This window comes from Micromonospora sp. NPDC049580 (assembly GCF_040675595.1).
Classification (GTDB): domain Bacteria; phylum Actinomycetota; class Actinomycetes; order Mycobacteriales; family Micromonosporaceae; genus Micromonospora.
Genome location: NZ_JBFAPG010000004.1, coordinates 23,234 through 46,631, shown reverse-complemented (window position 1 = coordinate 46,631; position 23,398 = coordinate 23,234). Strand labels below are relative to the sequence as shown.

At 72.2% G+C, this 23,398-nt stretch carries 19 protein-coding genes; 3 read left to right on the top strand and 16 right to left on the bottom strand.

What is annotated here, in order from left to right; genetic code table 11:
• Window positions 1–46: 46 nt before the first annotated feature.
• On the bottom strand, window positions 47–2,974 hold the full coding sequence (secA, locus tag AB0J68_RS00890) for a preprotein translocase subunit SecA (RefSeq protein ID WP_354859054.1): 2,928 nt from the start codon (window positions 2,972–2,974) through the stop codon (window positions 47–49).
• Between the two features lie 168 nt (window positions 2,975–3,142).
• Here secA and AB0J68_RS00885 point away from each other — a divergent pair, with 168 nt between their 5' ends.
• Together AB0J68_RS00885 and AB0J68_RS00880 are read left to right on the top strand one after the other, a co-directional pair.
• On the top strand, window positions 3,143–4,294 hold the full coding sequence (locus tag AB0J68_RS00885; RefSeq protein ID WP_363935258.1) for a GNAT family N-acetyltransferase: 1,152 nt from the start codon (window positions 3,143–3,145) through the stop codon (window positions 4,292–4,294).
• The gene (locus AB0J68_RS00880) at window positions 4,291–5,406 is read left to right on the top strand and encodes a GNAT family N-acetyltransferase (RefSeq protein WP_363935257.1); all 1,116 of its coding nucleotides are present in this window, start codon (window positions 4,291–4,293) and stop codon (window positions 5,404–5,406) included. The genes AB0J68_RS00885 and AB0J68_RS00880 overlap by 4 nt, the downstream gene beginning before the upstream one ends.
• Before the next feature lie 63 nt (window positions 5,407–5,469).
• Here AB0J68_RS00880 and raiA read toward each other — a convergent pair whose 3' ends face one another.
• From raiA to efeU, 8 genes are all read right to left on the bottom strand, one after another.
• Window positions 5,470–6,102: a ribosome-associated translation inhibitor RaiA gene (gene raiA / locus AB0J68_RS00875; RefSeq protein ID WP_354859047.1), complete on the bottom strand. Its 633-nt coding sequence runs from the start codon at window positions 6,100–6,102 to the stop codon at window positions 5,470–5,472.
• 245 nt (window positions 6,103–6,347) lie between these two features.
• Window positions 6,348–7,055 carry a ComF family protein gene (locus tag AB0J68_RS00870; RefSeq protein WP_355063073.1) on the bottom strand — a complete coding sequence of 236 codons (708 nt, stop codon included), beginning with the start codon at window positions 7,053–7,055 and terminating at the stop codon, window positions 6,348–6,350.
• 4 nt (window positions 7,056–7,059) lie between these two features.
• Window positions 7,060–8,877, bottom strand: coding sequence for an LpqB family beta-propeller domain-containing protein (locus tag AB0J68_RS00865; RefSeq protein ID WP_354859043.1), 1,818 nt, complete (start codon window positions 8,875–8,877; stop codon window positions 7,060–7,062).
• Window positions 8,874–10,631, bottom strand: a complete 1,758-nt coding sequence (mtrB, locus tag AB0J68_RS00860) for an MtrAB system histidine kinase MtrB (RefSeq protein WP_363935255.1) — start codon at window positions 10,629–10,631, stop codon at window positions 8,874–8,876. Before mtrB ends, AB0J68_RS00865 begins: the two co-directional genes overlap by 4 nt.
• A gap of 12 nt (window positions 10,632–10,643) precedes the next feature.
• Complete coding sequence (gene mtrA, locus AB0J68_RS00855; protein ID WP_007455837.1) at window positions 10,644–11,333, bottom strand: MtrAB system response regulator MtrA; 690 nt, start codon at window positions 11,331–11,333, stop codon at window positions 10,644–10,646.
• A gap of 250 nt (window positions 11,334–11,583) precedes the next feature.
• Complete coding sequence (gene efeB / locus AB0J68_RS00850; protein ID WP_363935254.1) at window positions 11,584–12,861, bottom strand: iron uptake transporter deferrochelatase/peroxidase subunit; 1,278 nt, start codon at window positions 12,859–12,861, stop codon at window positions 11,584–11,586.
• 25 nt (window positions 12,862–12,886) lie between these two features.
• Complete coding sequence (efeO, locus tag AB0J68_RS00845) at window positions 12,887–14,020, bottom strand: iron uptake system protein EfeO (RefSeq protein ID WP_355132929.1); 1,134 nt, start codon at window positions 14,018–14,020, stop codon at window positions 12,887–12,889.
• A 23-nt stretch (window positions 14,021–14,043) separates the two neighbouring features.
• Window positions 14,044–15,042: an iron uptake transporter permease EfeU gene (efeU, locus tag AB0J68_RS00840; protein WP_363935253.1), complete on the bottom strand. Its 999-nt coding sequence runs from the start codon at window positions 15,040–15,042 to the stop codon at window positions 14,044–14,046.
• 168 nt (window positions 15,043–15,210) lie between these two features.
• On the opposite strand from efeU, the gene AB0J68_RS00835 reads away from it, so the two are divergent.
• A complete protein-coding gene (locus AB0J68_RS00835) occupies window positions 15,211–15,369 on the top strand; it encodes a hypothetical protein (protein WP_354859030.1) in 159 nt (52 codons plus the stop codon).
• Window positions 15,370–15,444: 75 nt separating this feature from the next.
• On the opposite strand, the gene ahcY is transcribed toward AB0J68_RS00835, so the two are convergent.
• From ahcY to AB0J68_RS00800, 7 genes are all read right to left on the bottom strand, one after another.
• Entirely contained in the window at window positions 15,445–16,944 is a 1,500-nt protein-coding gene (gene ahcY, locus AB0J68_RS00830) for an adenosylhomocysteinase (RefSeq protein ID WP_363935251.1), read from the bottom strand.
• A 264-nt stretch (window positions 16,945–17,208) separates the two neighbouring features.
• On the bottom strand, window positions 17,209–18,372 hold the full coding sequence (manA, locus tag AB0J68_RS00825; RefSeq protein WP_363935249.1) for a mannose-6-phosphate isomerase, class I: 1,164 nt from the start codon (window positions 18,370–18,372) through the stop codon (window positions 17,209–17,211).
• A gap of 4 nt (window positions 18,373–18,376) precedes the next feature.
• Window positions 18,377–19,384, bottom strand: a complete 1,008-nt coding sequence (locus AB0J68_RS00820) for a cation diffusion facilitator family transporter (RefSeq protein WP_354859023.1) — start codon at window positions 19,382–19,384, stop codon at window positions 18,377–18,379.
• Window positions 19,385–19,442: 58 nt separating this feature from the next.
• Complete coding sequence (locus AB0J68_RS00815) at window positions 19,443–20,639, bottom strand: SIS domain-containing protein (RefSeq protein WP_234587712.1); 1,197 nt, start codon at window positions 20,637–20,639, stop codon at window positions 19,443–19,445.
• On the bottom strand, window positions 20,636–20,821 hold the full coding sequence (locus AB0J68_RS00810) for a Trm112 family protein (RefSeq protein ID WP_354859020.1): 186 nt from the start codon (window positions 20,819–20,821) through the stop codon (window positions 20,636–20,638). The genes AB0J68_RS00815 and AB0J68_RS00810 overlap by 4 nt, the downstream gene beginning before the upstream one ends.
• A gap of 61 nt (window positions 20,822–20,882) precedes the next feature.
• Window positions 20,883–22,268, bottom strand: a complete 1,386-nt coding sequence (locus tag AB0J68_RS00805) for a phosphomannomutase/phosphoglucomutase (protein ID WP_363935247.1) — start codon at window positions 22,266–22,268, stop codon at window positions 20,883–20,885.
• Between the two features lie 69 nt (window positions 22,269–22,337).
• Window positions 22,338–23,396, bottom strand: a complete 1,059-nt coding sequence (locus AB0J68_RS00800; protein WP_363935245.1) for a hypothetical protein — start codon at window positions 23,394–23,396, stop codon at window positions 22,338–22,340.
• Window positions 23,397–23,398 lie beyond the last annotated feature (2 nt).

Here is a 23,398-nt window from a genome sequence, read left to right as displayed (position 1 = left end):
TGGGCCCCAGCCTCGTCGGCCAGGGCCCATCGGGACGTGCGGTCGGTCAGTTGCCGCCGTTGGGGGCGCCGTGGCAGCGCTTGTACTTGCGGCCCGAGCCACACGGGCACGGCGCGTTGCGGGACGGGCCGTTGCCGGCGTCGGCCTGGTTGGGGACCGGACGTCGGGACCCGGCGGTCGGAAGCGTCGGGCCACGCAGCCCGGAGGCCGGCCGCTGCGGGGCCGACGGCGCGCTCCGCCCGGGGGCTGCCGGCGCACTCTGGACCGGCCGGCCCACACCGAGCGCCGGTGCCTGCTGCTGCTCCTGTTCGACGTTGACGGCGCCGGGGCTGGCTTCACCGTCGATGGTCGGAGCCGAATACTGCAGACCCTGCCGCTGCGGCGAGCGGTTGAGACCCTTGGCCCGGATCTCCACCGGCTTGTCGAGCAGCGTGACCTCTTCCGAGTCGGCGGCCGGCTCCGGCTCGTTGACCTGGACGTCCACGTTGTAGAGGAAGCCGACGGTCTCCTCCTTGATGCCCTCCATCATGGTGGCGAACATGTCGAAGCCCTCGCGCTGGTACTCCACCACCGGGTCGCGCTGGGCGTACGCCCGGAGGTTGATGCCCTCCTGGAGGTAGTCCATCTCGTAGAGGTGCTCGCGCCACTTGCGGTCGATGACCTGGAGCAGCACCATCCGCTCGAGCTGGCGCACCCCCTCGGTGCCGAGCTGCTCCTCGCGGCGGTCGTACGCGGCGTTCGCGTCCTCCTTGAGGCGGGCGACCAGGAAGTCGGCGTCCATGCCGGCCCGGGAACCGCCGGCCTCCTCCTCCAGCTCCTCGATCGTCACGCCGACCGGGTAGAGCTGCTTGAGGCTGGACCAGAGCTGCTCGAGGTCCCAGTCCTCGCCGTAGCCCTCGGAGGTGGCGCCCCGCACGTACGCCTCGACGGTGTCGTCGATCATGTTGCGGACCTGGTCGGAGAGGTCCTCACCGTTGAGCACCCGCAGCCGCTCGGCGTAGACGACCTGGCGCTGCTTGTTGAGCACCTCGTCGTACTTCAGAACGTTCTTGCGGATCTCGGCGTTCTGACCCTCGATCTGGGCCTGGGCGCTCTTGATCTGACGGGTGACCATCTTCGACTCGATGGGCACGTCCTCGGGGATGTTGAAACGCTCCATCACCGCCTCGACCGCGCCGGCCCGGAAGCGTCGCATCAGCTCGTCCTGCAGGGACAGGTAGAAGCGGGACTCGCCCGGGTCGCCCTGCCGGCCGGCGCGACCGCGCAGCTGGTTGTCGATCCGCCGGGACTCGTGCCGCTCGGTGCCCAGCACGTACAGGCCACCGGCGGCGGCGACCTCGTCCGCCTCGGCGTCGCAGGCCTGCTTCCAGGTGGGCAGGACCTCTTCCATCGCCTTGGCGTAGTCCTCCTCGTTCTCCAGCGGGTCGAGACCGCGCTGGCGCAGCTCGTTCGCCGCGAGGAACTCGGGGTTGCCGCCGAGCAGGATGTCGGTGCCGCGGCCGGCCATGTTGGTGGCCACGGTGACCGCGCCCTTACGCCCGGCCTGGGCGACGATCTCGGCCTCCCGGGCGTGGAACTTGGCGTTCAGCACGTTGTGCGGGATGCCCCGGCGGCGCAGCAGCTGGGAGAGGATCTCGGAGTTTTCCACCGAGACGGTGCCGACCAGCACCGGCTGGCCCATCTGGTGCCGCTCGGCGATGTCCTCGATGACGGCGTTGAACTTGGCCTTCTCCGTCTTGTAGATGACGTCCGGCCGGTCCTCGCGAACCATCGGGCGGTGGGTCGGAATGCTCACGACGCCGACCTTGTAGACCTTGTTGAACTCGCTCGCCTCGGTCTGCGCCGTACCGGTCATCCCGGACAGCTTGTTGTAGAGGCGGAAGTAGTTCTGGAGGGTGATGGTGGCCAGGGTCTGGTTCTCCTGCTTGATCTCCACCCCCTCCTTGGCCTCGATCGCCTGGTGCATGCCCTCGTTGTAGCGACGGCCGTGCAGGATGCGCCCGGTGAACTCGTCGACGATCAGGACCTCACCGTCGCTGATGATGTAGTCCTTGTCGCGCTTGTAGAGCTCCTTGGCCTTGATGGCGTTGTTGAGGTAGCCGACCAGCGGGGTGTTCACCGACTCGTACAGGTTGTCGATGCCGAGCCGGTCCTCGACCTTGGCGACGCCGCGCTCGGTGACCGCGATGGTGCGCTTGGAGTGGTCGACCTCGTAGTCGCCCTCGCCGTCCGTGCCGGGCTGGAGCCGGGCCACGACGCCGGCGAACTCGCCGTACCAGCGGGCGGAGTGCTCGGCCGGGCCGGAGATGATCAGCGGGGTGCGCGCCTCGTCGATGAGGATGGAGTCGACCTCGTCGACCACCGCGAAGTTGTGCCCGCGCTGCACCAGCTCGTCCTTCGACCAGGCCATGTTGTCGCGCAGGTAGTCGAAGCCGAACTCGTTGTTGGTGCCGTACGTGATGTCGCACTCGTAGGCGGCCTTGTGCTCGCTGGCCGGCCGGTTGGGCAGCACCACGCCGACGGTCAGCCCGAGGAACTCGTGCACGCGACCCATCCAGGCCGCGTCGCGCTGGGCGAGGTAGTCGTTGACGGTGACCACGTGCACGCCGTCGCCGGAGAGCGCGTTGAGGTAGACGGCCATGACCGAGGTCAGCGTCTTGCCCTCACCGGTCTTCATCTCGGCGATGTTGCCGAAGTGCAGCGCGGCGCCGCCCATCACCTGGACGTCGTACGGCCGCTGGCCGAGCACCCGGGCGGCCGCCTCGCGGGCCACCGCGAACGCCTCCGGCAGCAGGTCGTCGAGGGTCTCACCGTCGGCGAGCCGCTCCCGGAACTGCTCGGTCATACCGCGCAGTTCCTCGTCGGTGAGGTTGACGTAGTCGTCCTCGATCGAGCTGACGGCGGCGGCGATGGCCTTGAGCCGGCGCACCATGCGGCCCTCGCCCGCATTAAGGACCTTTTCCAGAATCGACACGGATCAACGCTCCCCTAGACAGTCTCGAACCATCGTAGGCGCTCCATCGGCGCGATGGTCACTGGTGGCGGCGGTCCACCCCGCCGAACCCGACATAATTCGCGCACGGGGTCCGCCCGGGACGTAATCCGGTTACGCCTTCGGCGAACGTTCCGGCACGATGCACGGGTGGAGCCTGTGGAGATCGTCGAGGACGGCGTGCTGCTGCGACCCTGGCGGGAGGCGGACGCCGACGGCGTACACCGCGCCTGCCAGGATCGGGACATTCAGCGTTGGACCACCGTACCGCGCCCATACCTTCGCGAACACGCCCGCGGTTTCGTCACGGAGCTGAGCGCGCAAGCCTGGGCGGACGGCACCGGGGCGCCGTTCGCGGTCTGCGACGCGGCCACCGGCGACCTGCTCGGCTCGTGCGGGCTGATCTCCATCGACCGTGCCGGCACCGGTGAGATCGGCTACTGGACGGCCCCGTGGGCGCGCGGCCGGGGCGTGACCGTCCGGGCCACCCGGGCGGTCGCCCGCTGGTCCTTCGAGAAGCTGGGGCTGCGCCGGCTGCTCTGGCAGGCCGAGGTGGGTAACCACGCCTCCCGGCTGGTCGCGCTCCGGGCCGGGTTCCGGATCGACGGCCGGCTGCGGCAGGCGAACCCGGCGCCGGACGGCGGCTCGGACGGCTGGATCGGCTCGCTGCTGCCCGGCGAGGTGCCCGAACCCGGATCGACCGGGCCGGCCGACCCCGGCACCCTGGTCGCCCGCCGGGCCGCCGTCTTCGGCCGCCCACAGCCGACCCTGTTCGCCACCTCGGCGGCCGCTGAGCTGCGGCTGCGACCGATGGAGGAACACGATCTGGACGCCGTGGTGCAGACCTGCCGGGACCCGGAGACGATCCGGTGGACCACCGTTCCGGATCCGTACGACCGCTCCGACGCGCAGGGGTACCGGGACTACGCCCAGGGCGCCTGGGCCCGGGGGGACTCCGCCTGCTTCGTGATCGCCGACCCGGACGACCGGTACGTCGGCACTCTGGACCTGCGGCTCTCCCCCGCCGACCCGCTGCTCGCGGACGTGGGCTTCATGACCGCCCCGGCCGCCCGCGGGCGGGGTCACCTGCCGGCCGCCCTGATCGCGCTGAGCGCCTGGGGTTTCACCACGCTGGGACTGGCCCGGATCGAGTGGAAGGCGAACGTGGGCAACACCGCCTCCCGGCGGGCCGCCGAGAAGGCGGGCTTCACATTCGAGGGGACCGCTCGGGGCGGGGTCCAGCACCGGGGTGAGCGGGTCGACACCTGGGTGGCCGCGCTGCTCGCCGGGGATCTGGCATGACCGGGGCACCGCCGGTCGTCGAGGCGCACGGGGTGCGGCTTCGGCCGTTTCGGGCCAGCGACATCGCGGACCTGGTCGAGGGCTGCGCGGACCCGCTCAGCCAGCGGTTCGTGTCCAGCATGCCGGCCCCGTACACGGAGGTCGACGCCCACTGGTGGGTCGAGGCCGGCGCACCGGCGGTCTGGGCCGGCGGCGGCGCCGCGTACGCCATCGCGGACCCGGCCACCGACCGGCTGCTCGGCGGGGCCGGGTTGAGCAACCCGGTGCCCGGCCGGAGTCAGGCGGAGATCGGCTACTGGCTGCGGCCTGCGGCGCGGGGGCGCGGGGTGGCCACGGCCGCGACCCGCGCGCTGAGCGAGCACGCTTTCGGCGCCGGGACGCTCCGGCTGGAGCTGCTCACCGAGCTGGAGAACGCGGCGAGCCAGCGGGTCGCGCTGGCCGCCGGCTTCCGGTACGAGGGCCTGCGTCGGTCGGCCGGGCAGCGCCGGGACGGCGGCCGCCACGATCTGCTGACCTGGGTACGCCTCGCCGACGATCCCCCCGGCCCGACCCCCCGGCTGCTGCCCGACCTGCCCGACGGGGTGCTCACCGATCAGGTGGTGGCGCTGCGTCGCCTCGCGCCGGACGACGCGGAGATGATGTACGGGCTGCACAGCCGGCCGGAAGTGGTCGCCAACCAGGCCCCGCCGGTGCCACCGACGCCCGAGGCGATCGAGCGGCGCTGCCGGCTCGCGGAGAGCGCATGGCTGACCGGCGACATCGCCCGGCTGCTGATCGTCGACGTGGCCACCGGCGAGCCGGCGGGCAGCTGCGGCCTGTCGTACACCGAGGTGACCAGTGGTGAGGCGTCGATCGGCTACGCGCTGCTCCCGCGCTGGCGGGGGCACGGCCATGCCACCCGGGCGGTCCGGCTGCTCGCCGACTGGGCGTTCGGCCTGGCCGGTATCGCCCGGCTGACCGCCGGCACCGTGCCGGAGAACACCGCCTCGCATCGCGTGCTGGAGCGGGTCGGCTTCCAGCGCGAGGCCCTGTTACGCGGTCGCCTGCCCGGCCTGGCGGGTGCTCGCCTCGACGACCTGACGTTCGCCCTGCTGCCGGCCGACCTGCGCTGACGAGACACGGGGTTGTGGCGGTCGCCCACCACAACCCGGTGCTCGGCGCGGGTCAGGCCCGGCTCAGGTGTCGAGCGAGATGATGCCGTAGTCGTAGGCGTGGCGTCGGTAGACGACGCTGGGGCGGCCGGTCTCCTTGTCCTGGAACAGGTAGAAGTCGTGGCCGACCAGCTCCATCTGGAACAGGGCGTCGTCGATCGTCATCGGCTCCGCCGGGTGCACCTTCTCCCGGGCGATGTGCCACGGCTGGTCGTGCTCCTCCTCGACCCGCTCCGCCACGGCGGTGCCGGCGCGGGCGCCAGCGCCCGGCGCGGACAGCGGGGCGGCCACCAGATCCGTGACCGGCAGGTCGGCGGTGGCGGCGGCGACGGAGATCGGCGCGTGCCGACCACGGTGTACGCGGCGGCGGTCCGCCGCACGGCGTAGCCGGGTGTCGAGCTTCGCGATGGCGGCGTCGAGCGCGCTGTAGAAATCGTTCGTGCAGGCCTCGGCCCGAATCACGGGGCCCCGGGAAATGCAGGTGATCTCCACCCGCTGGCAGTGGTCGGCCTGGCGCGGATTGCGCTCGTGAAACAGCTCGACATCGACGCGGATAATCTTATGGTCGTAGCGTTCGACCTTTGCGAGTTTCTCGGCTACGTGTACCCGGTAATGGTCCGGCACTTCGACGTTGCGGCCCTTGACCACGATGTCCACGTGACCTCCCTTGTTCGGACGTCTTCGATCCGGTGGCCCGGCCGCGCGCCGTGGGGAGACCCGCTGGCGTCGACCGGTCAGTACGGCTACGCCTCCTCTCACCGCCGGGGGCGGGATGGAACGACCTCCTACCCCTGACAGCGAAACGCTAACTCCTGTTCGCCTGGCAGTCACCCCATGTTGCCAAGACCGCCCGGGATTTTTCGCACCTCATACACCAACGGGTGAAACGGAAACACGGTCGGTTACAACTGGTGCCTTTTCTCGGTCGCGGCGAGCACCGCAGCGACGCCCGGTGGCCGCCCGCTCGCGGTCAGCATCCGGGCCGCCGCGGCCAGGGTCACGCCGGTGGTGACGATGTCGTCCAGCAGCACCACGACGGGGGCGCCGCCCGCCCGGCGACGCCCAGCCGACGCGCCGGACCGGGGTCGGAACGCCGCCTCGGCCGCTGCGGCGCGGCCCGCGCTGTCCAGCGTCACCGAGTCCGGCCGGGGCAGCGCGCGCAGCGGACGGTGCACCCGCGCCGGCCAGCCGCCCCGGCGCAGCCGGCTCGCGCAGTGCCGGGCCAACCGGTCCAGGTGGTCGCCGTAGCGGGCGCGGGCCGCCGCGGCGGTGTCGGGCACGGGCACCAACTCCAGCGGGCGGACTCCGCCGACCGCCGCGACGACCACCTCGGCCAGCAGCGCGCCCAGCGGGCGGGCCAGACCGTGCCGGCCGTGCTCCTTGTACGCCAGCAGGGCCTCACGCAGCGGGCCGGCGTACGGGCCGAGGGCGACGCAGGGCGGCAGCCCCGCCGGGGCGGGAGTGGGGCGGACCGTCCGGGGACGCAGCAGGCCCAGCGCCGTCACGCAGGCGGGGCAGAAGCCGTGCCGCAGGACCGCGTGCCGCTCCCGGCAGCCGGCACAGTCCGCGGGCAGGACCAGGTCGGCGAGGTCCGCCCAGAGCCCCCGCACGGCGTCAGTAGAGGAAGAACGGGGCAGACGGGTTGCTCGGCCGGACCCCGGCCGGCGGCGCGGGGACGTCGCGCACACTCTCCGGCTCGATCCGTTCGAACGGGCTGCTGCGGTACGCCACCTTGTTCGCCTCGTACATGTACGCCCCGGTGGGCACGCGCACGCTGCGGTTGGTGGGGTACGCCGTCAGGTGGTTGACCTTGGCGCCCACGTCGGTGCGCAGCGGGGTCTCCAGCGCCCCGTCGACGCTGATCTCGTAGATCGCCGGCTGGCCGGCCGACCCGGCCACCACCAGCCGATCCTCGCCGATCCAGTCCACCGCGGTCAGACCGGTCAGCGAGGTGACCAGGGCCCGGGGCGGGCCGACGGACATCCCGCTCCCGGCGCCGTCCAGGTTGATCGCCGCGACGTAGAGCCGGCCGCCGGCGACCAACGCGACCCGCTGACCGTCCAGCGCGGCGGCGACCGCGGTGACCTGCGGCGAGGGCAGGTTCAGCGGCACCTCCGACATGCGGGCGGCCTCGTCGAAGCGGTAGAGGCGACCGTCGGCCACCACCAGCCCCTGCGCCGGGCGCGAGTCGACGGTACGCAGCCACACCGGGCGGCTGATCGAGGCGTACTCCGTGTCGCCGCGGTTGAGCGCGGCCACCGTGTCCGCGCCGGCGCCCACCGCGAGTCGCTGCCGGTCCTTGCCGCTGGTCACCACCATCGCGGCGAGGACCCGGTTGGCGCCCCGCGCGAGGCCGGCGGACACGATGTTGCGGTTGACCTCGGCCGCCAGGGGCACGACACCGCCGGGCTCGCCGACGAAGTCGAGCGGGCGGATCGCGCCCTCGTAGACGCCGAACCGCTGCGGGCCCTCCCGCACCGGGTAGAGCGGCTGGGCCAGCCGGCGCTCGTTGAGGTCCTGTACGGGCTGTGAGTTGTTGCGGATCTTCAGCTCCAGCTCGCCCGGCAGGTCACCCAGCGACCAGGCGAGCTGGGTGATCACCTGGTCGACCCGGTTCTGGTCGTCGCCGGACATGTCCAGGTTGACCTCCCAGCGGTTGTTCGCGCCGGTGGCGTTGTTGATCAGCTCGGTGCCGTCGGGCAGGCCGACGACGCCCGGCCGCAGCCAGTCGGACGGGCCGCCGACCAGCCAACGCACGACCTCGTTGACCCGGCGCTCGTCCGGCACAGCGAACGGCAGATAACGCTGGTCGGGCACCAGCCGGGTGCGGTCGGAGCTCCAGAAGTAGATCGACTCGTCCTGGTAGTACTGCTGCAGGGCGACGTCACTGAGCAGCAGCACGTTCGGCGGGTCGAGGACGTACTGGCCGGCGCGCTCGTCGTTGTCGGCGCCGCCGAGCGAGGCGCTGCGCAGCCGGAACTCGTACTCGGTCTCGGTCGCCACCGGCGGCGCCAGAGTGCCGTTGGTCCGCAGCACACCGATCTGCTGCACCGAGATCTTGACCGTGGTGGTCGAGTCGCTGTTGAAGGTGAAGACCGATTCCCGCAGCCGGACCACGGTCAGCGCGACCTCGCTGCCCTTCTTGTCCTGCAGGCGGAGCCTGTGCTCCGGGGCGATGAACGCCTTCACCCGCTCGTACGCCCGGTCCGGCTCGCCGGCGGCGGCGGACAGGAAGTTACGCACGAACGCCTCGTTGTCGCTGCCGCTGGCCGTACGCGACGGGGGTTCGCTGCTTCGGCCGTTGCTCGACCCGGCCTCGGTCGCCGTGCCGGCCTTGCCGTCCACCCGCACGTCGGACGACGCCGGGATGCCGCAGCCCGCGCTGAGCAGCAGCGCCGCGCCGAGGGCGCCCAGCAGTGGTCGAGCCCTCACGAGCGCACCTCCGCCCGCTGGCCGTCCCCCGCTGGCGCGGGGCCGATCGCCAGCGCTCCACCGGTGCCCGGCCCGATGGCCAGCGGGCCGCCGTCGCGGGGGCCGCCGAACGGCAGCGCCGCGTCGGCGGGCACCAGCCGCAGCGGCGACGTGGTGAGCCGGTCACCGGCGCGGGCCGGCAGGGTGAGCCGGAACTGGGCGCCCTGCCCGGGCGCTCCCCAGGCTTCCAGCCAACCACCGTGCAGGCGGGCGTCCTCCAGGCTGATCGACAGACCCAGCCCGGTGCCGCCGGTCTGCCGGGCCCGGGACGGGTCCGCCCGCCAGAACCGGTTGAACACCAGCTTCTCCTCACCCACCTTCAGCCCCACCCCGTGGTCGCGGACCGTGATCGCCACCGCGGTGTCGTCGATGCCGAGGGTGATCAGCACCGGCCGGGCCTCGCCGTGCTCGACGGCGTTGCCGACCAGGTTGCGCAGCACCCGCTCGACCCGGCGGGGGTCGACCTCGGCGATCGCCGGCGTGCTCGGCAGGTCCAGTTCGATCTCCACGCCCACCCGCTCGGCCAGGCCGGTCAACCGGTCGACCACCCGGTGCACCACCGGCACCAGGTCGGTCGGCTCGGCGTCCAGCATGGCGAAGCCCGCGTCGAACCGGCTGATCTCCAACAGGTCGGTGAGCAGCTCCTCGAAACGGTCCAGCTCGGCCTGGAGCAGTTCGGCGCTGCGGGCCACCGCCGGGTCGAACTCGTCGCGCTCGGCGAAGATCAGGTCGGCGGCCATCCGGACCGTGGTCAACGGGGTCCGCAGCTCGTGCGAGACGTCGGAGGTGAACCGGCGCTGCAACCGGGACATCTCCTCCAGTCGCAGGATCTGCCGTTGCAGGTTGGTCGCCATCTGGTTGAACGAGGCGGCCAGCAGCGCGAGGTCGTCCTCGCCGTTGACCACCATCCGCTGGTCGAGAAGGCCGGCGGAGAGCCGCTGGGCGGTACGCGCGGCGACCCGGACCGGGTTGACCACCAGCCGGGTGACCAGGGCGGCGAGCAGACCCAGCAGGACCACCAGGGCTATGCCGGTGGCGACGACGGTGGCTCGGGCGTCCGCGGCGGTGGCGTCCTGGCGGGTCAGCGGCACCAGGTAGTAGAGCTCGATCTGCCCGAAGCGGGTCGGCACCGGCGAGCCGTAGACCAGGTACTTCGTCGGCTCGCCGGTGAGCCGACCGGTCTGGATCTGGCTGGCCACCTTGCCGCTGGCGACCGCGGCTCGCAGCTCCTTGCTGAGCAGGGGCTGGACGTTGACCGCCGGCGCTGTGCGGGTCTGGATCACGGTCGGGTAGTCGGCGGCGGTGATGGCCACCACCACGCCACTGGTCTGCTGTGGGTCGCCGCCGGCCAGGTAGTTGACCGTGCCCTCGATGGTCTCCTGAAGCTGCGCCTCCTGCGGCTGACCGTAGAGGGAGACCTGCTTGGCCGCGTAGCCCGCGCCGCCCTTGACCCGCAACTGGACGTCGGTGCGGGCGTTGTCGAGCAGGATCGTCGTGATCTTGTCAGCGATCAGGTACGCGAAACCGCCCACCAGCAGGCTGGAGGCGACCAGCGTGATGGTCACCACCCGGACCTGGAGCGAGCGGCGCCAGGTCTGGTGCGCCCGGGCCACCAGCCGCGCGCCCCGGCCACTCAGCGCGCGCCACAGGTCCCGGCCGGCGTTGAGCCGGCGGGCTGCCGTGGTCTGGGGGTGCGGGGGCGGCGAGGTCGACACAGTGTGACCAGGCTATCCGGTGCCCGCCTTGTAGCCCACGCCCCGCACGGTGAGGATGATTTCCGGCCGCTCCGGATCTGGCTCGATCTTGGCGCGCAGCCGCTGCACGTGCACGTTGACCAGTCGGGTGTCGGCCGCGTGCCGATAACCCCAGACCTGCTCCAGCAGCACCTCGCGGGTGAAGACCTGACGCGGCTTGCGGGCGAGCGCGACCAGCAGGTCGAACTCCAACGGCGTCAGCTTCACCTCCTCGTCGTTGCGGCTCACGGTGTGGGCCGGCACGTCGATGGTGATCTGGTTGCCGGGCGGGCCGATGGTCAGCATCTCCGGCGCCACGTCCTCGCCACGGCGCAACCGGGCCCGCATCCGGGCCACCAACTCCTTGGGCTTGAACGGCTTGACCACGTAGTCGTCGGCACCGGACTCCAGGCCGAGGACGACGTCCACCGTGTCGCTCTTGGCGGTCAGCATGACGATCGGCACGCCGGATTCGGCACGGATCGACCGCGCCACGTCGATACCACTCATTCCGGGCAACATGAGGTCGAGCAGGACGATATCCGGCCGACTGTCACGAAAGGCGGCCAACGCCCGCTCGCCATCGGCCACGAACGAGGGCAGGAAACCCTCACTGCGCAGCACGATGCCGAGCATCTCGGCGAGTGCGGGGTCGTCGTCGACCACCAGTACCCGGGCTCTCATGGGATTAATATTGCATCCCCGTTCAGTTCGGTGGGACCGGCGTCAGCCGGCACGGATAGTGCCGCCGGCAAACCAGTCACCGCGACCCGCGGCGGCGGCGCCACGTGGTGCGAGGTCCAGCGCAGGGATCGGTTCCCGGGCCGGCTCCCACCATGATCCCCCCTCGGCGCCGTCCGGCGCCACCGTAGCCCCCGGCCGGCCGCGCTGTCGCCATCCGGACGACGGGTCGCCGCCGCGATCCGGCGGGCGCTCAGCCGAAGAGCGCGCGGCCCCAGTGGTCCCCACCGTCGCGCACTCCGGGCGGGCAGGCGAACAGGCCGCTGGAGACGTGCCGCAGATATTCGTTCATCACGTCATGGCGGGCCAACTGGGTCTGGATCGGCACGAACTGCCGGCGCGGGTCCCGCTGGTAGGCGATGAAGAAGAGGCCGGCGTCGAGCCGGCCGAGACCGTCCGAGCCGTCGACGAAGTTGTAGCCCCGCCGCAGCAGGTGCGCGCCGTTGTTCCGGCTCGGGTGGGCCAGGGCGACGTGGGCGTGCTCGGCGATCAGCGGCTTGCCGTCGTCCCCGCGTGCCGCGAAGTCCGGCTCGTCGAATTCCTTGCTGCGCCCGAGCGGGGCGCCGCTGCCCTTGGTCCGACCGACGATCTCCTCCTGCTCGGCCAGGGAGGTCCGGTCCCAGGTCTCCACGAGCATCCGGATCTTGCGGGTGACCAGGTACGACCCGCCGGTCATCCAGTCCGGCCCGTCGCCCGGCTGCACCCACAGCTGGTCGCGGAGCAGGTCGGTCTCCTCGGCCTTGAGGTTGGCCGTGCCGTCCTTGAAGCCGAACAGGTTGCGGGCGGTCGCCTGGTCCCGGGACGTCGACGACGTACGGCCGAAGCCGAGCTGCGACCAGCGGACGCTGACCACCCCCATGCCGATCCGCGCCAGGTTGCGGATCGCGTGCACCGCCACCTGGGGGTCGTTGGCGCACGCCTGCACGCACAGGTCGCCACCGGAGATCGGGGCCTGCAACGCGTCACCGGGGAACCTGGGCAGCTCGGCCAGGGCGGCCGGCCGGCGGTCGGCGATGCTGAAGCGGTCCCGTCCGTCGGCGTCGCGGAACAGCGTCGGGCCGAAGCCGATGGTCAGGGTGAGCTGCGACGGCGGGAGGCCGAGCGCCTCACCGGTGTCGTCCGGCGGGGCCTCCGGCATGCCACCGACCGCGCCGAGCACCCCGGCGTCGCGGCCGGCCGTCATGCGCACGGCGGCGGCCGTCCACTCCTGGAGCATCTCGACCAGGCGGGCCCGGTCCTTGGTGATCACGTCGAAGGCGACGAAGTGCAGCCGATCCTGCGCCGGGGTGACGATGCCGGCCTGGTGCTCCCCGTGGAACGGGACCGCGCCCGCCGGGTGGTCGCTGGCCGCCGCCGGGCCACGGGAGTCGCCCACCAGCGCGCCCGCGCCGGCGGCCACCCCGGCGACTCCGGCCACCCCCGCGCCGGCGAGCGTGATGGCCCGTCGGCGCGTCAACCTGCTTGCGCTCATCGACTCGACTCCCCCTGCGTCCCGGTCACCGGGCGACGACTGCGGCGACCTTGCTGATCGGCTCGGCGAGCGCGTTGATGCCGTCGGAGAGCTCCTTGAGCTCAGCCTTGCTCAACGCGGTGTGCAGCTTCCACCCGTCGCCGTCGCGGTGCTTGCCGAGCTGCGCCTCGACGTTCGCGAACTCGGTGTCGAGCTGCTTGACCAGCTCCGGCGAGCGCTGCTCCAACGCGGGCCGGAGGGCGGACAGCGCCGCCTTGGAACCGTCCAGGTTGGCGGCGAAGTCCCACAGGTCGGTGTGCGAGTAGCGCTCCTCCTCGCCGGTGATCTTGCCGCTGGCGACCTCGTCGAGCAACTCCTTCGCGCCGTTGGCGAGCTGGAGCGGGGAGAGCTTCTCGGCGTTGGCCTTCGCCACGACCTCCTTGACGTCGACCAGCAGCCGGTCCGCGATCGGGCCGTCCTTGCTGATGTCGCCGGACTGCCAGAGGTCCTTCTCGATCCGGTGGAAGCCGGTGAACTCCATGCCCTCCTCGATGACCTCCTCGCGGCCGTCGATCTTGGGGTCCAGGTCGCCGAAGATCTCGGCCACCGGCTCGATCCGCTCCCAGTAGGTGCGCGCGACCGGGTAGAGCGCCTTGGCCTTCGCCACGTCGCCAGCCTTCACCGCGGCGACGAACTCCTCGGTCTTCTCCAGCAACGCGCCGGTCTGGCTCTTGACGTAGCGCTGGTAGTTGTCGGTGGCCCCGGCCAGGGCGGCGTCGGCGGTCAGCGGCTGCGCCGACCCGCTGACCTTGAGGGCGCCCCGGATGCCCTTGCCGCTCATCCCCGGCTTGCAGGCCGTCTCGTACGTGCCCGCCGGCAGCTCGACGTGCAGCTCGCGGCTCAGCCCGGGGGCGATGTTCTCCACCTCGCCCATCACCCGGTCGCCGGAGGCGTACACGTAGAACTCGGTGACCTTCGCGCCCGAGTTGGTGATCTTGAAGGTGGCGGTTCCGGCGCCGAGGTCGGTCGTGCCGACCTCGCAGGCGGTGTCGGTGGCCTTGACCACGATCGCGCCGCCGGCCGCGCCCGCCTCATCCTTCTTGGAGTCGGAGCACGCGGCGACGCCGGTCGTCGCCAGCACGCCGGCAGCGGCCAGCGCGAAGAATCGGGTGGTACGCATCTGGGCTGTCTCTCCTCGTGGGGTCAGGCACGCTGCGGCGTTGCTGCCGCGTCGGCCTCGGCCTCGGTGCCGGTGTCGGCCCCGCGCTCGGTGACGGTGGTGGTGCTCGTGGCGTCCGGAGACGTCGACTCGGCCGGCGACGCGGCGACGGCGGGCCCCGAGGCCGCGGGGGGTGCCGCCGCGGAGGGCGCAGCCGGCGCCGCGGCCGGTGCGGGGGTACGCCGGGTCGGGCGCAGGAAGAGCGCCAGGACCGGCACGGCGTACGCGATCCAGGCGATCGTCTCGAGCACGGTGGGCGCGGGGGTCACGTTGAACATCCCGGCCAGCAGCGCCGCGTACCAGGTGGTCGGGTCGAGCGTGCTGGTGATGTCGAAGGCCAGGTCGTTGAGGCCGGGCAGGACACCGGACTCCTGGAAGTCGTGCACGCCGTACTTGAGGATGCCGGCGGCGACCAGGATCAGCAGGGCACCGGTCCAGGTGAAGAACTTGCTGAGGTTGATCCGCAGGGCGCTCGCGTACAGCAGCACGCCGAGCACCACGGCGGTGAGGATGCCGCCGATCAGCGCGAGCAGCGGCCCGCTGTCGCCGGCCGCGCCCTGGGCGGCGGAGTAGAAGATCAGGGCGGTTTCGAGGCCCTCCCGGATCACCGCGAGGAAGGCCATCCCGGCGACGGCGAGCGACCCGACGGCCAGCGCCTCGGTGAGCTTGCCGCGCAGCTCGCCCGCGATGGTGCGGGCCGCCTTGCGCATCCAGAAAATCATCCAGGTGACGAACACCACGGCCGCGACGGAGGTGATGGCCTCGAACAGCTCGCGGTCCTCGGAGCGGGACAGCAGCGAGGTCGAGGTGTACTCGATGAGCCAGCCGAAGAGCACCGAGAGCGCCACGGCAAGGCCGACGCCCGCCCACACCTGCGGCAACCGGTCCCGGCGCTGCGACTTCACCAGGAAGGCGACCAGGATGCTGACCACCAGGGTCGCTTCCAGGCCCTCCCGCAGGCCGATCAGGTAGGTGGCGAACATTCTGGCTCCGTGTTCATTAGGCACGCCTCAGCTAACTTAGGGCAGCCATACCTTCCTCCAGTTCCGGGACCTCGTCAAGTCGTTCATGACAAGCTCACTCTCGCTGTGACCTGGTCTTCGGCGGCCGCCACGAACCGGTCACCGTCCGAGCGTGGGAGGATCCCTGCCGTGAAGGCTTTCCTGCCGTGGCTGGCGGTGCTCGCCGTGGTGCTGCTGCTCAGCGCGCTGCGCCTGCGGGCACTGGCCACCGTCGTGTCCCTGGGCTGGCTGGCCTGGTGCGCGTGGACGTGGTTCCGCCCCAGCCGCCGCGACTCCCGCTCCGGCTGACGTCCCGTCCCGCCCTGGCGGGAACGACGAACCGGGCCGGCTGCGAACAGCCGACCCGGTTCGAAGAGATGTCGATCAGTAGCGGTAGTGGTCCGGCTTGAACGGCCCCTCCGGGGAGACGCCCAGGTACGCGGCCTGCTCCTTGGTGAGCTTGCTCAGCTTGGCGCCGAGCGCGCCCAGGTGCAGGCGGGCCACCTTCTCGTCCAGGTGCTTGGGCAGCACGTAGACGCCGACCGGGTACTCCTCGGTCTTGGTGAACAGCTCGATCTGCGCGATCGTCTGGTTGGCGAACGAGTTCGACATCACGAAGCTCGGGTGCCCGGTCGCGTTGCCCAGGTTCAGCAGACGCCCCTCGGACAGCACGATGATGGCGTGCCCGTCGGCGAAGCGCCACAGGTCGACCTGCGGCTTGATGTTGATCCGCTCGACGTCCGAGCGCTTGGCCAGGCCGGCCATGTCGATCTCGTTGTCGAAGTGGCCGATGTTGCCGACGATGGCCTGGTGCTTCATCCGGGCCATGTGCTCGTTGGTGATGACGTCGAAGCAGCCGGTGGCGGTGATGAAGATGTCCGCCTGCTCGACCACGTCGTCCAGGGTCGCGACCTGGTAACCGTCCATCGCGGCCTGCAGGGCGCAGATCGGGTCGACCTCGGTCACCACGACCCGGGCGCCCTGGCCGCGCAGCGACTCGGCGCAGCCCTTGCCCACGTCGCCGTAGCCCATCACGACGGCCATCTTGCCGCCGATCAGCACGTCGGTGGCCCGGTTGAGGCCGTCGATCAGGGAGTGGCGGCAGCCGTACTTGTTGTCGAACTTGCTCTTGGTCACCGAGTCGTTGACGTTGATGGCCGGGAAGAGCAGCGTGCCCGCGCGGTGCATCTCGTAGAGGCGGTGCACGCCGGTGGTGGTCTCCTCGGTGACGCCCTTGATGCCGGCGGCGATCCGGGTCCAGCGCTGGCCGTCCTCGGCGAGCGAGCGGTGCAGCAGTTCGAGGATGACCCCGTACTCCTCGGAGTCGGCGGACTCGACCGGCGGCACGACGCCGGCCTTCTCGAACTCGGCGCCCTTGTGGACCAGCAGGGTGGCGTCGCCGCCGTCGTCGAGGATCATGTTCGGGCCCTGCCCGTCCGGCCAGACGAGCACCTGCTCGGTGCACCACCAGTACTCCGGAAGGGTCTCGCCCTTCCAGGCGTACACCGGGACGCCGGCGGGGGCGTCGGGGGTGCCGTTCGGGCCGACGACGATCGCGGCGGCGGCGTGGTCCTGGGTGGAGAAGATGTTGCAGGACGCCCAGCGGACCTGCGCGCCGAGGGCGACCAGCGTCTCGATCAGGACGGCGGTCTGGATGGTCATGTGCAGCGAACCGGTGATCCGGGCGCCGGTGAGCGGCTGCGCCTCGGCGAACTCCCGCCGGATCGCCATCAGGCCGGGCATCTCGTGCTCGGCGAGCTGGATCTCCTTGCGCCCGAACTCGGCGAGCGACAGATCCGCCACCTTGAAGTCGCCCTCGGCGAGCGTGCTCGGCCGGGCCTCGGACGGCGTACCGCTGGCGGCCGCCGGGAGGGTGCTGGTCATGAAAGCTCCTGTCGAACGATGTCTGCGCCGATCCTCCACCTTACGCGCGCTGGCGACGGGCGCCGGGGGACGGGCTGCGGACAGCGCACGGGGCGGTCGGTGGTGGACAGACCCGCTGCCCACTTCCGCCCGCCCCGTGCATCCCCCCGGTTTGGTTCCCCGCACGTTGTCGGACCGTCGTCGCGATAACGCTGCGTACTCATAGAGTCACATTCAGCCAGGGGAACGTCAAGCTATTCCGGGAAAGTCGGACTTGTGTCGGGCTCAGCGCAGCCCCGACGTCGCCACGTACGCCTCACCGTCGCCGCCGACCCGCAGCGGCTCACCGGACGCCGTGCCGATCGCCGCCTGGCCGGACGCCAGCGTCAGCGCGCCCGCCCCGTCGTCGACCGTGACCGAGCCCGCAGCGCAGAGCACCACCCGGGGGCCGGGCAGCGCCACGGTGACCTCCGGCACGGCCCCGCCGACCCGCACCCGGTGCAGCGCGAAGTCGTCCACCGGCACCGGCCAGCAGTCCACGCCCGGGGCGATCGGCTGCGCGGCACGTACCGGATCGTCGAGCACCTCGAAACGCAGCACCCGCAGCAACTCGTCGACGTCCACCCGCTTCGGGGTCAGACCCCCGCGCAGCACGTTGTCGCTCGCCGCCATGATCTCCACGCCGCAGCCGCTCAGGTACGCGTGCAGGTTGCCCGCCGGCATCCAGATCGCCTCTCCCGGCACCAGCCGCAGGTGGTGCAGCAGCAGCGCCACCAGCACGCCCGGGTCGCCCGGATAGACGGTCGCCAACCGGCGGGCCAGGTCCGCGTCCGGCCCGTCGGCCGCCGACGCCAGGGCAGCCCGCAACAGCCCGTCGCGCTGGGCGACCGGCCAACCGAGCAGTGTCCGCACCGCCGTGCGCAGCCCCGCCGGCCCGGCCCGCAGCGCGTCGACCACCGGCCCCAACGCCGGTACGCCGAACGCGGCGAGCGCCTCGGCCGACTCCACCGGATCCCGGAAGCCGCACAGCGCCTCGAACGGGGTGAGCGCGACCAGCAACTCCGGCTTGTGGTGCGGGTCGGAGTAGTTGCGCTCCCCCGCCGGCCGGCCCGCCTCCGCCGCGAAACCCACCCGGGCCTGCTCGGCGTCCGGGTGGGCCTGCAGGCTCAGCGGCGCGTCGGCGGCGAGGACCTTGAGCAGGAACGGCAGCCGGGTGCCGAACCGGTCGGTCACCCGCTGGCCCAGCCACTGCCCCGGCTCGTCGCGCACCAGGTCACAGAGGCTCACCCGCAGGCCGGCGCGCTCCACCCTGGCCGGGGCGCCCGGGTGGGCGCCCAGCCACAGCTCCGCCTCCGGGCCGGTGCTGGGCACCGGTCGACCCTGCAACATGGCGATGGCTGAGCGGGACCCCCAGGCGTAGTCCCGGATCGGTCCGTACAGCGGTTCCACCGTCTCAGCCCCCGGGCCGCCCGACCGCCTCGCCCGACGCGTCCTCGGGCTGCGGTACGGCGGTGTCGGCGGCGGTGCCGGTGCCGGCCGCCGCGGCGGCGGCGCTGTAGATGTCCGGCTCCAGGTAGATCACCCGGGCGATCGGCACCGCGGTGCGGATTCGCGCCTCCACGGCGTTGATGCCACGGGCCACGTCGTGGGCGCTCTCGCAGGCCGGCACGCCGATCTTCGCGGCCACCATCAGCTCTTCCGGGCCCAGGTAGAGCGTCTTCATGTGGATGATCCGCTCCACCTCGGGGCCCTCGGTGATGGCCCGCTCGATGGCGGCCAGGTCCTGCTGCTCGGCGCCCTCACCGAGCAGCAGGCTCTTGGTCTCGATGGCCAGCACGATGGCGATGACCACCAGCAGGATGCCGATCATCGCGGTGCCGGCGGCGTCCCACCGGCCGTTGCCGGTGATCAGCGTCATGCCGACGCCGAAGAGCGCGAAGACCAGACCGACAAGCGCGCCGAAGTCCTCCAGGAGCACCACCGGCAGCTCCGGCGCCTTGGCCCGCCGGATGAAGCGCACCCAGGACTGGTTGCCCCGGATGTGGTTGGACTCCTTGATCGCCGTCCGGAAGGAGAACGACTCCATGGCGATCGCCGCCAGCAGCACCGCCACCGGAAGCCACTGCCACTCGGTGATGCCCTCCGCGTGCGACCACTTGTGGTACGCCTCGTAGAGGGCGAACAGGCCGCCGATGCTGAACAGCACGATCGACACGATGAACGCGTAGATGTAGCGCTCCCGGCCGTACCCGAACGGGTGTTCCGGGGTGGCCGCGCGCTTCGCCCGCTTCCCGCCGAGCAGCAGCAGACCCTGGTTACCGGAGTCGGCGACCGAGTGGACCGCCTCGGCCAGCATCGACGAGGACCCGGAGAGCAGGAACGCGATGAACTTGGTGACGGCGATGCCGACGTTGGCCAGCAGGGCGGCGACGATCGCCTTCGTCCCGCCGTTCGCGCTCACGCCGCCACTCCGCTTCGCGTCGTGGTGACGTACGTGACGCGCCGCCCCCTGCGTACGTTCACTGGTTCGACAGCTCCTTCATCTCGGTGATGGCCGGGACGGCCATCGGGTCCAATCCGTGTGCCAGAGCAAGGTAGATCGAGGCGAAGTCCGGTACGGCGATCAGGGAGGCAAGCCGCTCCAGAGCCGACCCACCCTCGGCGGTCACCACGTCGCAGCGCACACCACGGCGCTCCGCGAGGGTCTGCACCGCGTCCGCGCGGCGCTCCTCGACCGCGAGCGGCTCGTCCGTGTCGTCCTCGGCGTTGAGGCCGCCGTCGCGCAGCAGGACCAGCCGCAGCCGGGTGCCCTCGCCGTCGTCCTCCGCCGGGTCGGCGAAGATGTCCCGCTCCCCCTCGGCCAGGCCGCCGAAGACCCCGTCCAGCAGCCCGACCCGGCCCCGCCCGGCCTCGCCCAGCGCCCCGGTGACCACCGGGTAGCGGGCGTTGGCGGACAGGGTGTCACCGAAGCGGCGGGCCGCCACGGTGGCCAGCGGGGACGAGCCCCACACGATCGGGATCGAGCCGGCCAGGCCCAGCGCCAGCGACTTGGCCGGGTTGACGAACGACTCGGCGGCGGAGCGGCAGCGGTCGGCGTCCGCGTCCAGCCGGGCCGCCGTCTCCGCCAGGTCCGCCTCGTTGACCTTCACCAACCCGAGCGAACGCGCGGCGAGCAGCACCGGCACGGTGAGCGCCCAGAGACTGGCCCGGGCCGGCGCGCGGCGCGGCACCGGGATGAACGGCGCGCGGGCCCGCTCGGCCACCGACTGCAACTGCGAGTCCGGGGCGCCCACCGCGACCAGCCGGGCACCGCGACGGTGCGCGGCTTCGGCGGCGCCCAACGCCTCCGGGCTCCGACCGGACGCGCTCACCGCGATCACCACGTCGGCGGCGCCCACCCAACCGGGTACGCCCGCGCTGCGGTGCCCGATGATCGGGACCGGGCAGCGCGGCCCGGCGACCGTGGCCAGCACGTCACCGGTACGCCCGGCGGTGCCGATGCCGGCGATCACCACGGCCCGGGGACGCCCGTCGTCGGCGAGCACCGCCAGGTTCGCCTCGGCGGCCAACGCCGCGCTCTCGCGCACCTGGGCGCCGGCCGACGCGGTGTGCCGCAGCATGCCGCCCGGGTCGTGCTCGGCCAGCGCGTCCGGGTTGTCGAGCAGGGCCTCGTCAGCGTCACGACGCCCGCTGACCCCGGCCGTACCGTCGATCATGACTGCAGTCCGGGGCCGCCACGCGCCTCGTCGAGCAGCAGCACCGGCACGTCGTCGCGGACCTCGAAGATCCGGCCGCACTCCGTGCAGGTCAACGTCTGCGCCTCCGCGTCGTAGGTGAGCGGGGCGTGGTGCGTGTCCGGGCAGGCAAGGATCTCGAGCAACTGCGGATCCAGGGCCATGGCGCGGCTCCTTCCACGAGTGCGGGGTCACCGGCGGCGGTGCCGACCGGCGCAGGCGATCTTATCGGCGAACGCGGCCGAGCACCTCGTCCCGCAGCGAGACCATCCGCTCGCGGGTGGGCGCCTCGACGTTGAGCCGCAGCAGCGGCTCCGTGTTGGAGGCACGCAGATTGAACCAGGCGCCGTCGGGGAAACGCAGCGTCAACCCGTCCATCTCGTCGGCCGTCGCGTCCGGGTACGCGGCACGCACCTCGGCCACCGCCGCGGCCTGGTCGGCGACCGTCGAGTTGATCTCGCCGGAGGCGATGTAGCGCTCGTACTCGCCGGCCAGCACGGACAGCGGCTGCGACTGCTCGCCCAGGGCGGCCAGGGTGTGCATCGCGGCGAGCATTCCGGTGTCGGCGAACCAGAAGTCCCGGAAGTAGTAGTGCGCGGAGTGCTCGCCGCCGAAGACCGCGTTGGTGCGGGCCATCTCCGCCTTGATGAAGGAGTGCCCGACCCGGGCAACCACCGGCTCCCCACCGTGCTCGCGGATGATCTCCGCGACCGCACTGGAGGTGATCAGACCGTGGATCACCGTGGAGCCCGGGTGCTTGGCCAGCTCACGCGCCGCGACCAGCGCGGTGATCGCCGACGGCGACACCGGCTCGCCGCGCTCGTCCACCACGAAGCACCGGTCGGCGTCCCCGTCGAAGGCCAGGCCGATGTCGGCCCCGTGCTCGACCACGGCACGCTGGAGGTCGACCAGGTTCGCCGGGTCCAGCGGGTTCGCCTCGTGGTTGGGGAAGCTGCCGTCCAGCTCGAAGTAGAGCGGCACGATCTCCAACGGCAGGGCCGACAGGGCGACGTCGCCGAGCACGGTGGGGACGGTGAAGCCACCCATCCCGTTGCCGGCGTCGACCACCACCTTCAGCGGCCGGATGCCGGAGAGGTCGACCAGCTTGCGCAGGTACGCGGCGTAGTCGGGAAGCAGGTCCCGCCGCTCGGCCGGGCGGGTCGGCTCACCCGCCGGGCGCGACGCCCCGGAGTCCAGCAGGGCCTGCGCCCGCTCCCGGATCTCCGCCAGCCCGCTGTCCTGGCCGATCGGCCGGGCGCCTGAGCGGCACATCTTGATGCCGTTGTACTGCGCCGGGTTGTGACTGGCGGTGAACATCGCGCCGGGCAGGTCGAGCGAGCCGGAGGCGAAGTAGAGCAGGTCGGTGGAGGCGAGCCCGATCTCGATCACCGAGCGGCCCTCGGCCCGCACCCCGGCGGCGAACGCGGCGGCCAGGCCGGGCGAACTGGCCCGCATGTCGTACCCGACGACAACCGCGTCGCCAGGCTCGTCACTGGCGTTGAGCAGCTGGGTGAAGGCGGCCCCGAGCGCCTCGGCGACCCGTTCGTCCCACTGGTCCGGCACCGTCCCTCGGACGTCGTACGCCTTCACGATCTGGGACAGATCAGACACTAGTTCCGCTCCTTGGCCGCAGGTTTCCAACGAACCTGAGCGTATCGGAGCGTCCGGGCCCGGCCCCGGTCAGCCGGGGAGCCGAGGCATGAACACGGTGTGATCGCCACCGTCGGGCGGCGTGGGCGGGTCACCGGGCAGCGGCCGGGCACCCGGACCAGCCGGAGCACCCGGCATCGGTTGCGTGGCGTCCGGAGTCGGCGGCACGGGTCGCGCCCCGTAGACCCCTCCGCCGGCGGGGCGGGGCGGAGGCACCTGGCCGGCGGTCGACGGCTGCTGGCCGTACACCGGGCCGGGTTGGCCGGGCACGGCGGGCGACCCACCGCCGGAGCGGTAGGTGGTGCCACCGGGGTTGCCCGGCAGCGGGCCGGGCTCGTCGGACGGCGTGCGGTCCTGCCGGGAGCGGCGCACCAGCAGCACGATGAGCAGCAGGCCGACCGCCACCATCGCGATGCCGAAGAACATGATCGGCGAACCACCGCCGGACTCGGCGGCCGCCGCGGTCACGCTGGGCGCGGCGGACGTCGGGCCCAGCGCGGCCGGGTTCACCACCTCGCCGGCCGCCGCGACCTCGGTGGGACTGGGGGTCGGGGTCGGCTTCTTCGACGGCGTCGGGGTGAGCGACGGGGAGAGCCGCCCGGTGACCTTCGCCGTGTCGGCGCCCTGCCCCAACTGCTGGCCGGCAGCGGTCAGAGCCACACCGGTCACGTAGAGCTGGCCGCCCGGCGCGTCGGCGGCGAACGCCACCCGGTACCGCACGGTGATGCCCTTGCCCTTGCACAGGGTCGGCTTCGCCGGTGCGGTCTGCCCGGTCTCCACGTTGCCGTCACCGCCGCCGACGGCCACCGGAACCCAGTGCCCGCCCGCGTTCACCTGGACCGCCACCTGGCTCGGCTGGAGACCCTCAAGGCGCAGACCCAGGGCGGTACGCAGCAGGACGCAGCCGCCGGAGCGCTTGCGCACCGCGACGTTCACCCCCTGGGCCGAACCCCCGGCGGCGAAGCTGCTGGCCGACCCCACACGGACCGAGTCCTCGTCGGCCAGCGCGGGTGACGCACCGAGCATCACCAGGCCGACCAGCAGACCGCAGACCGTCGCGAGCCGTGCCGCGCGTCGACGCACCGTCATGA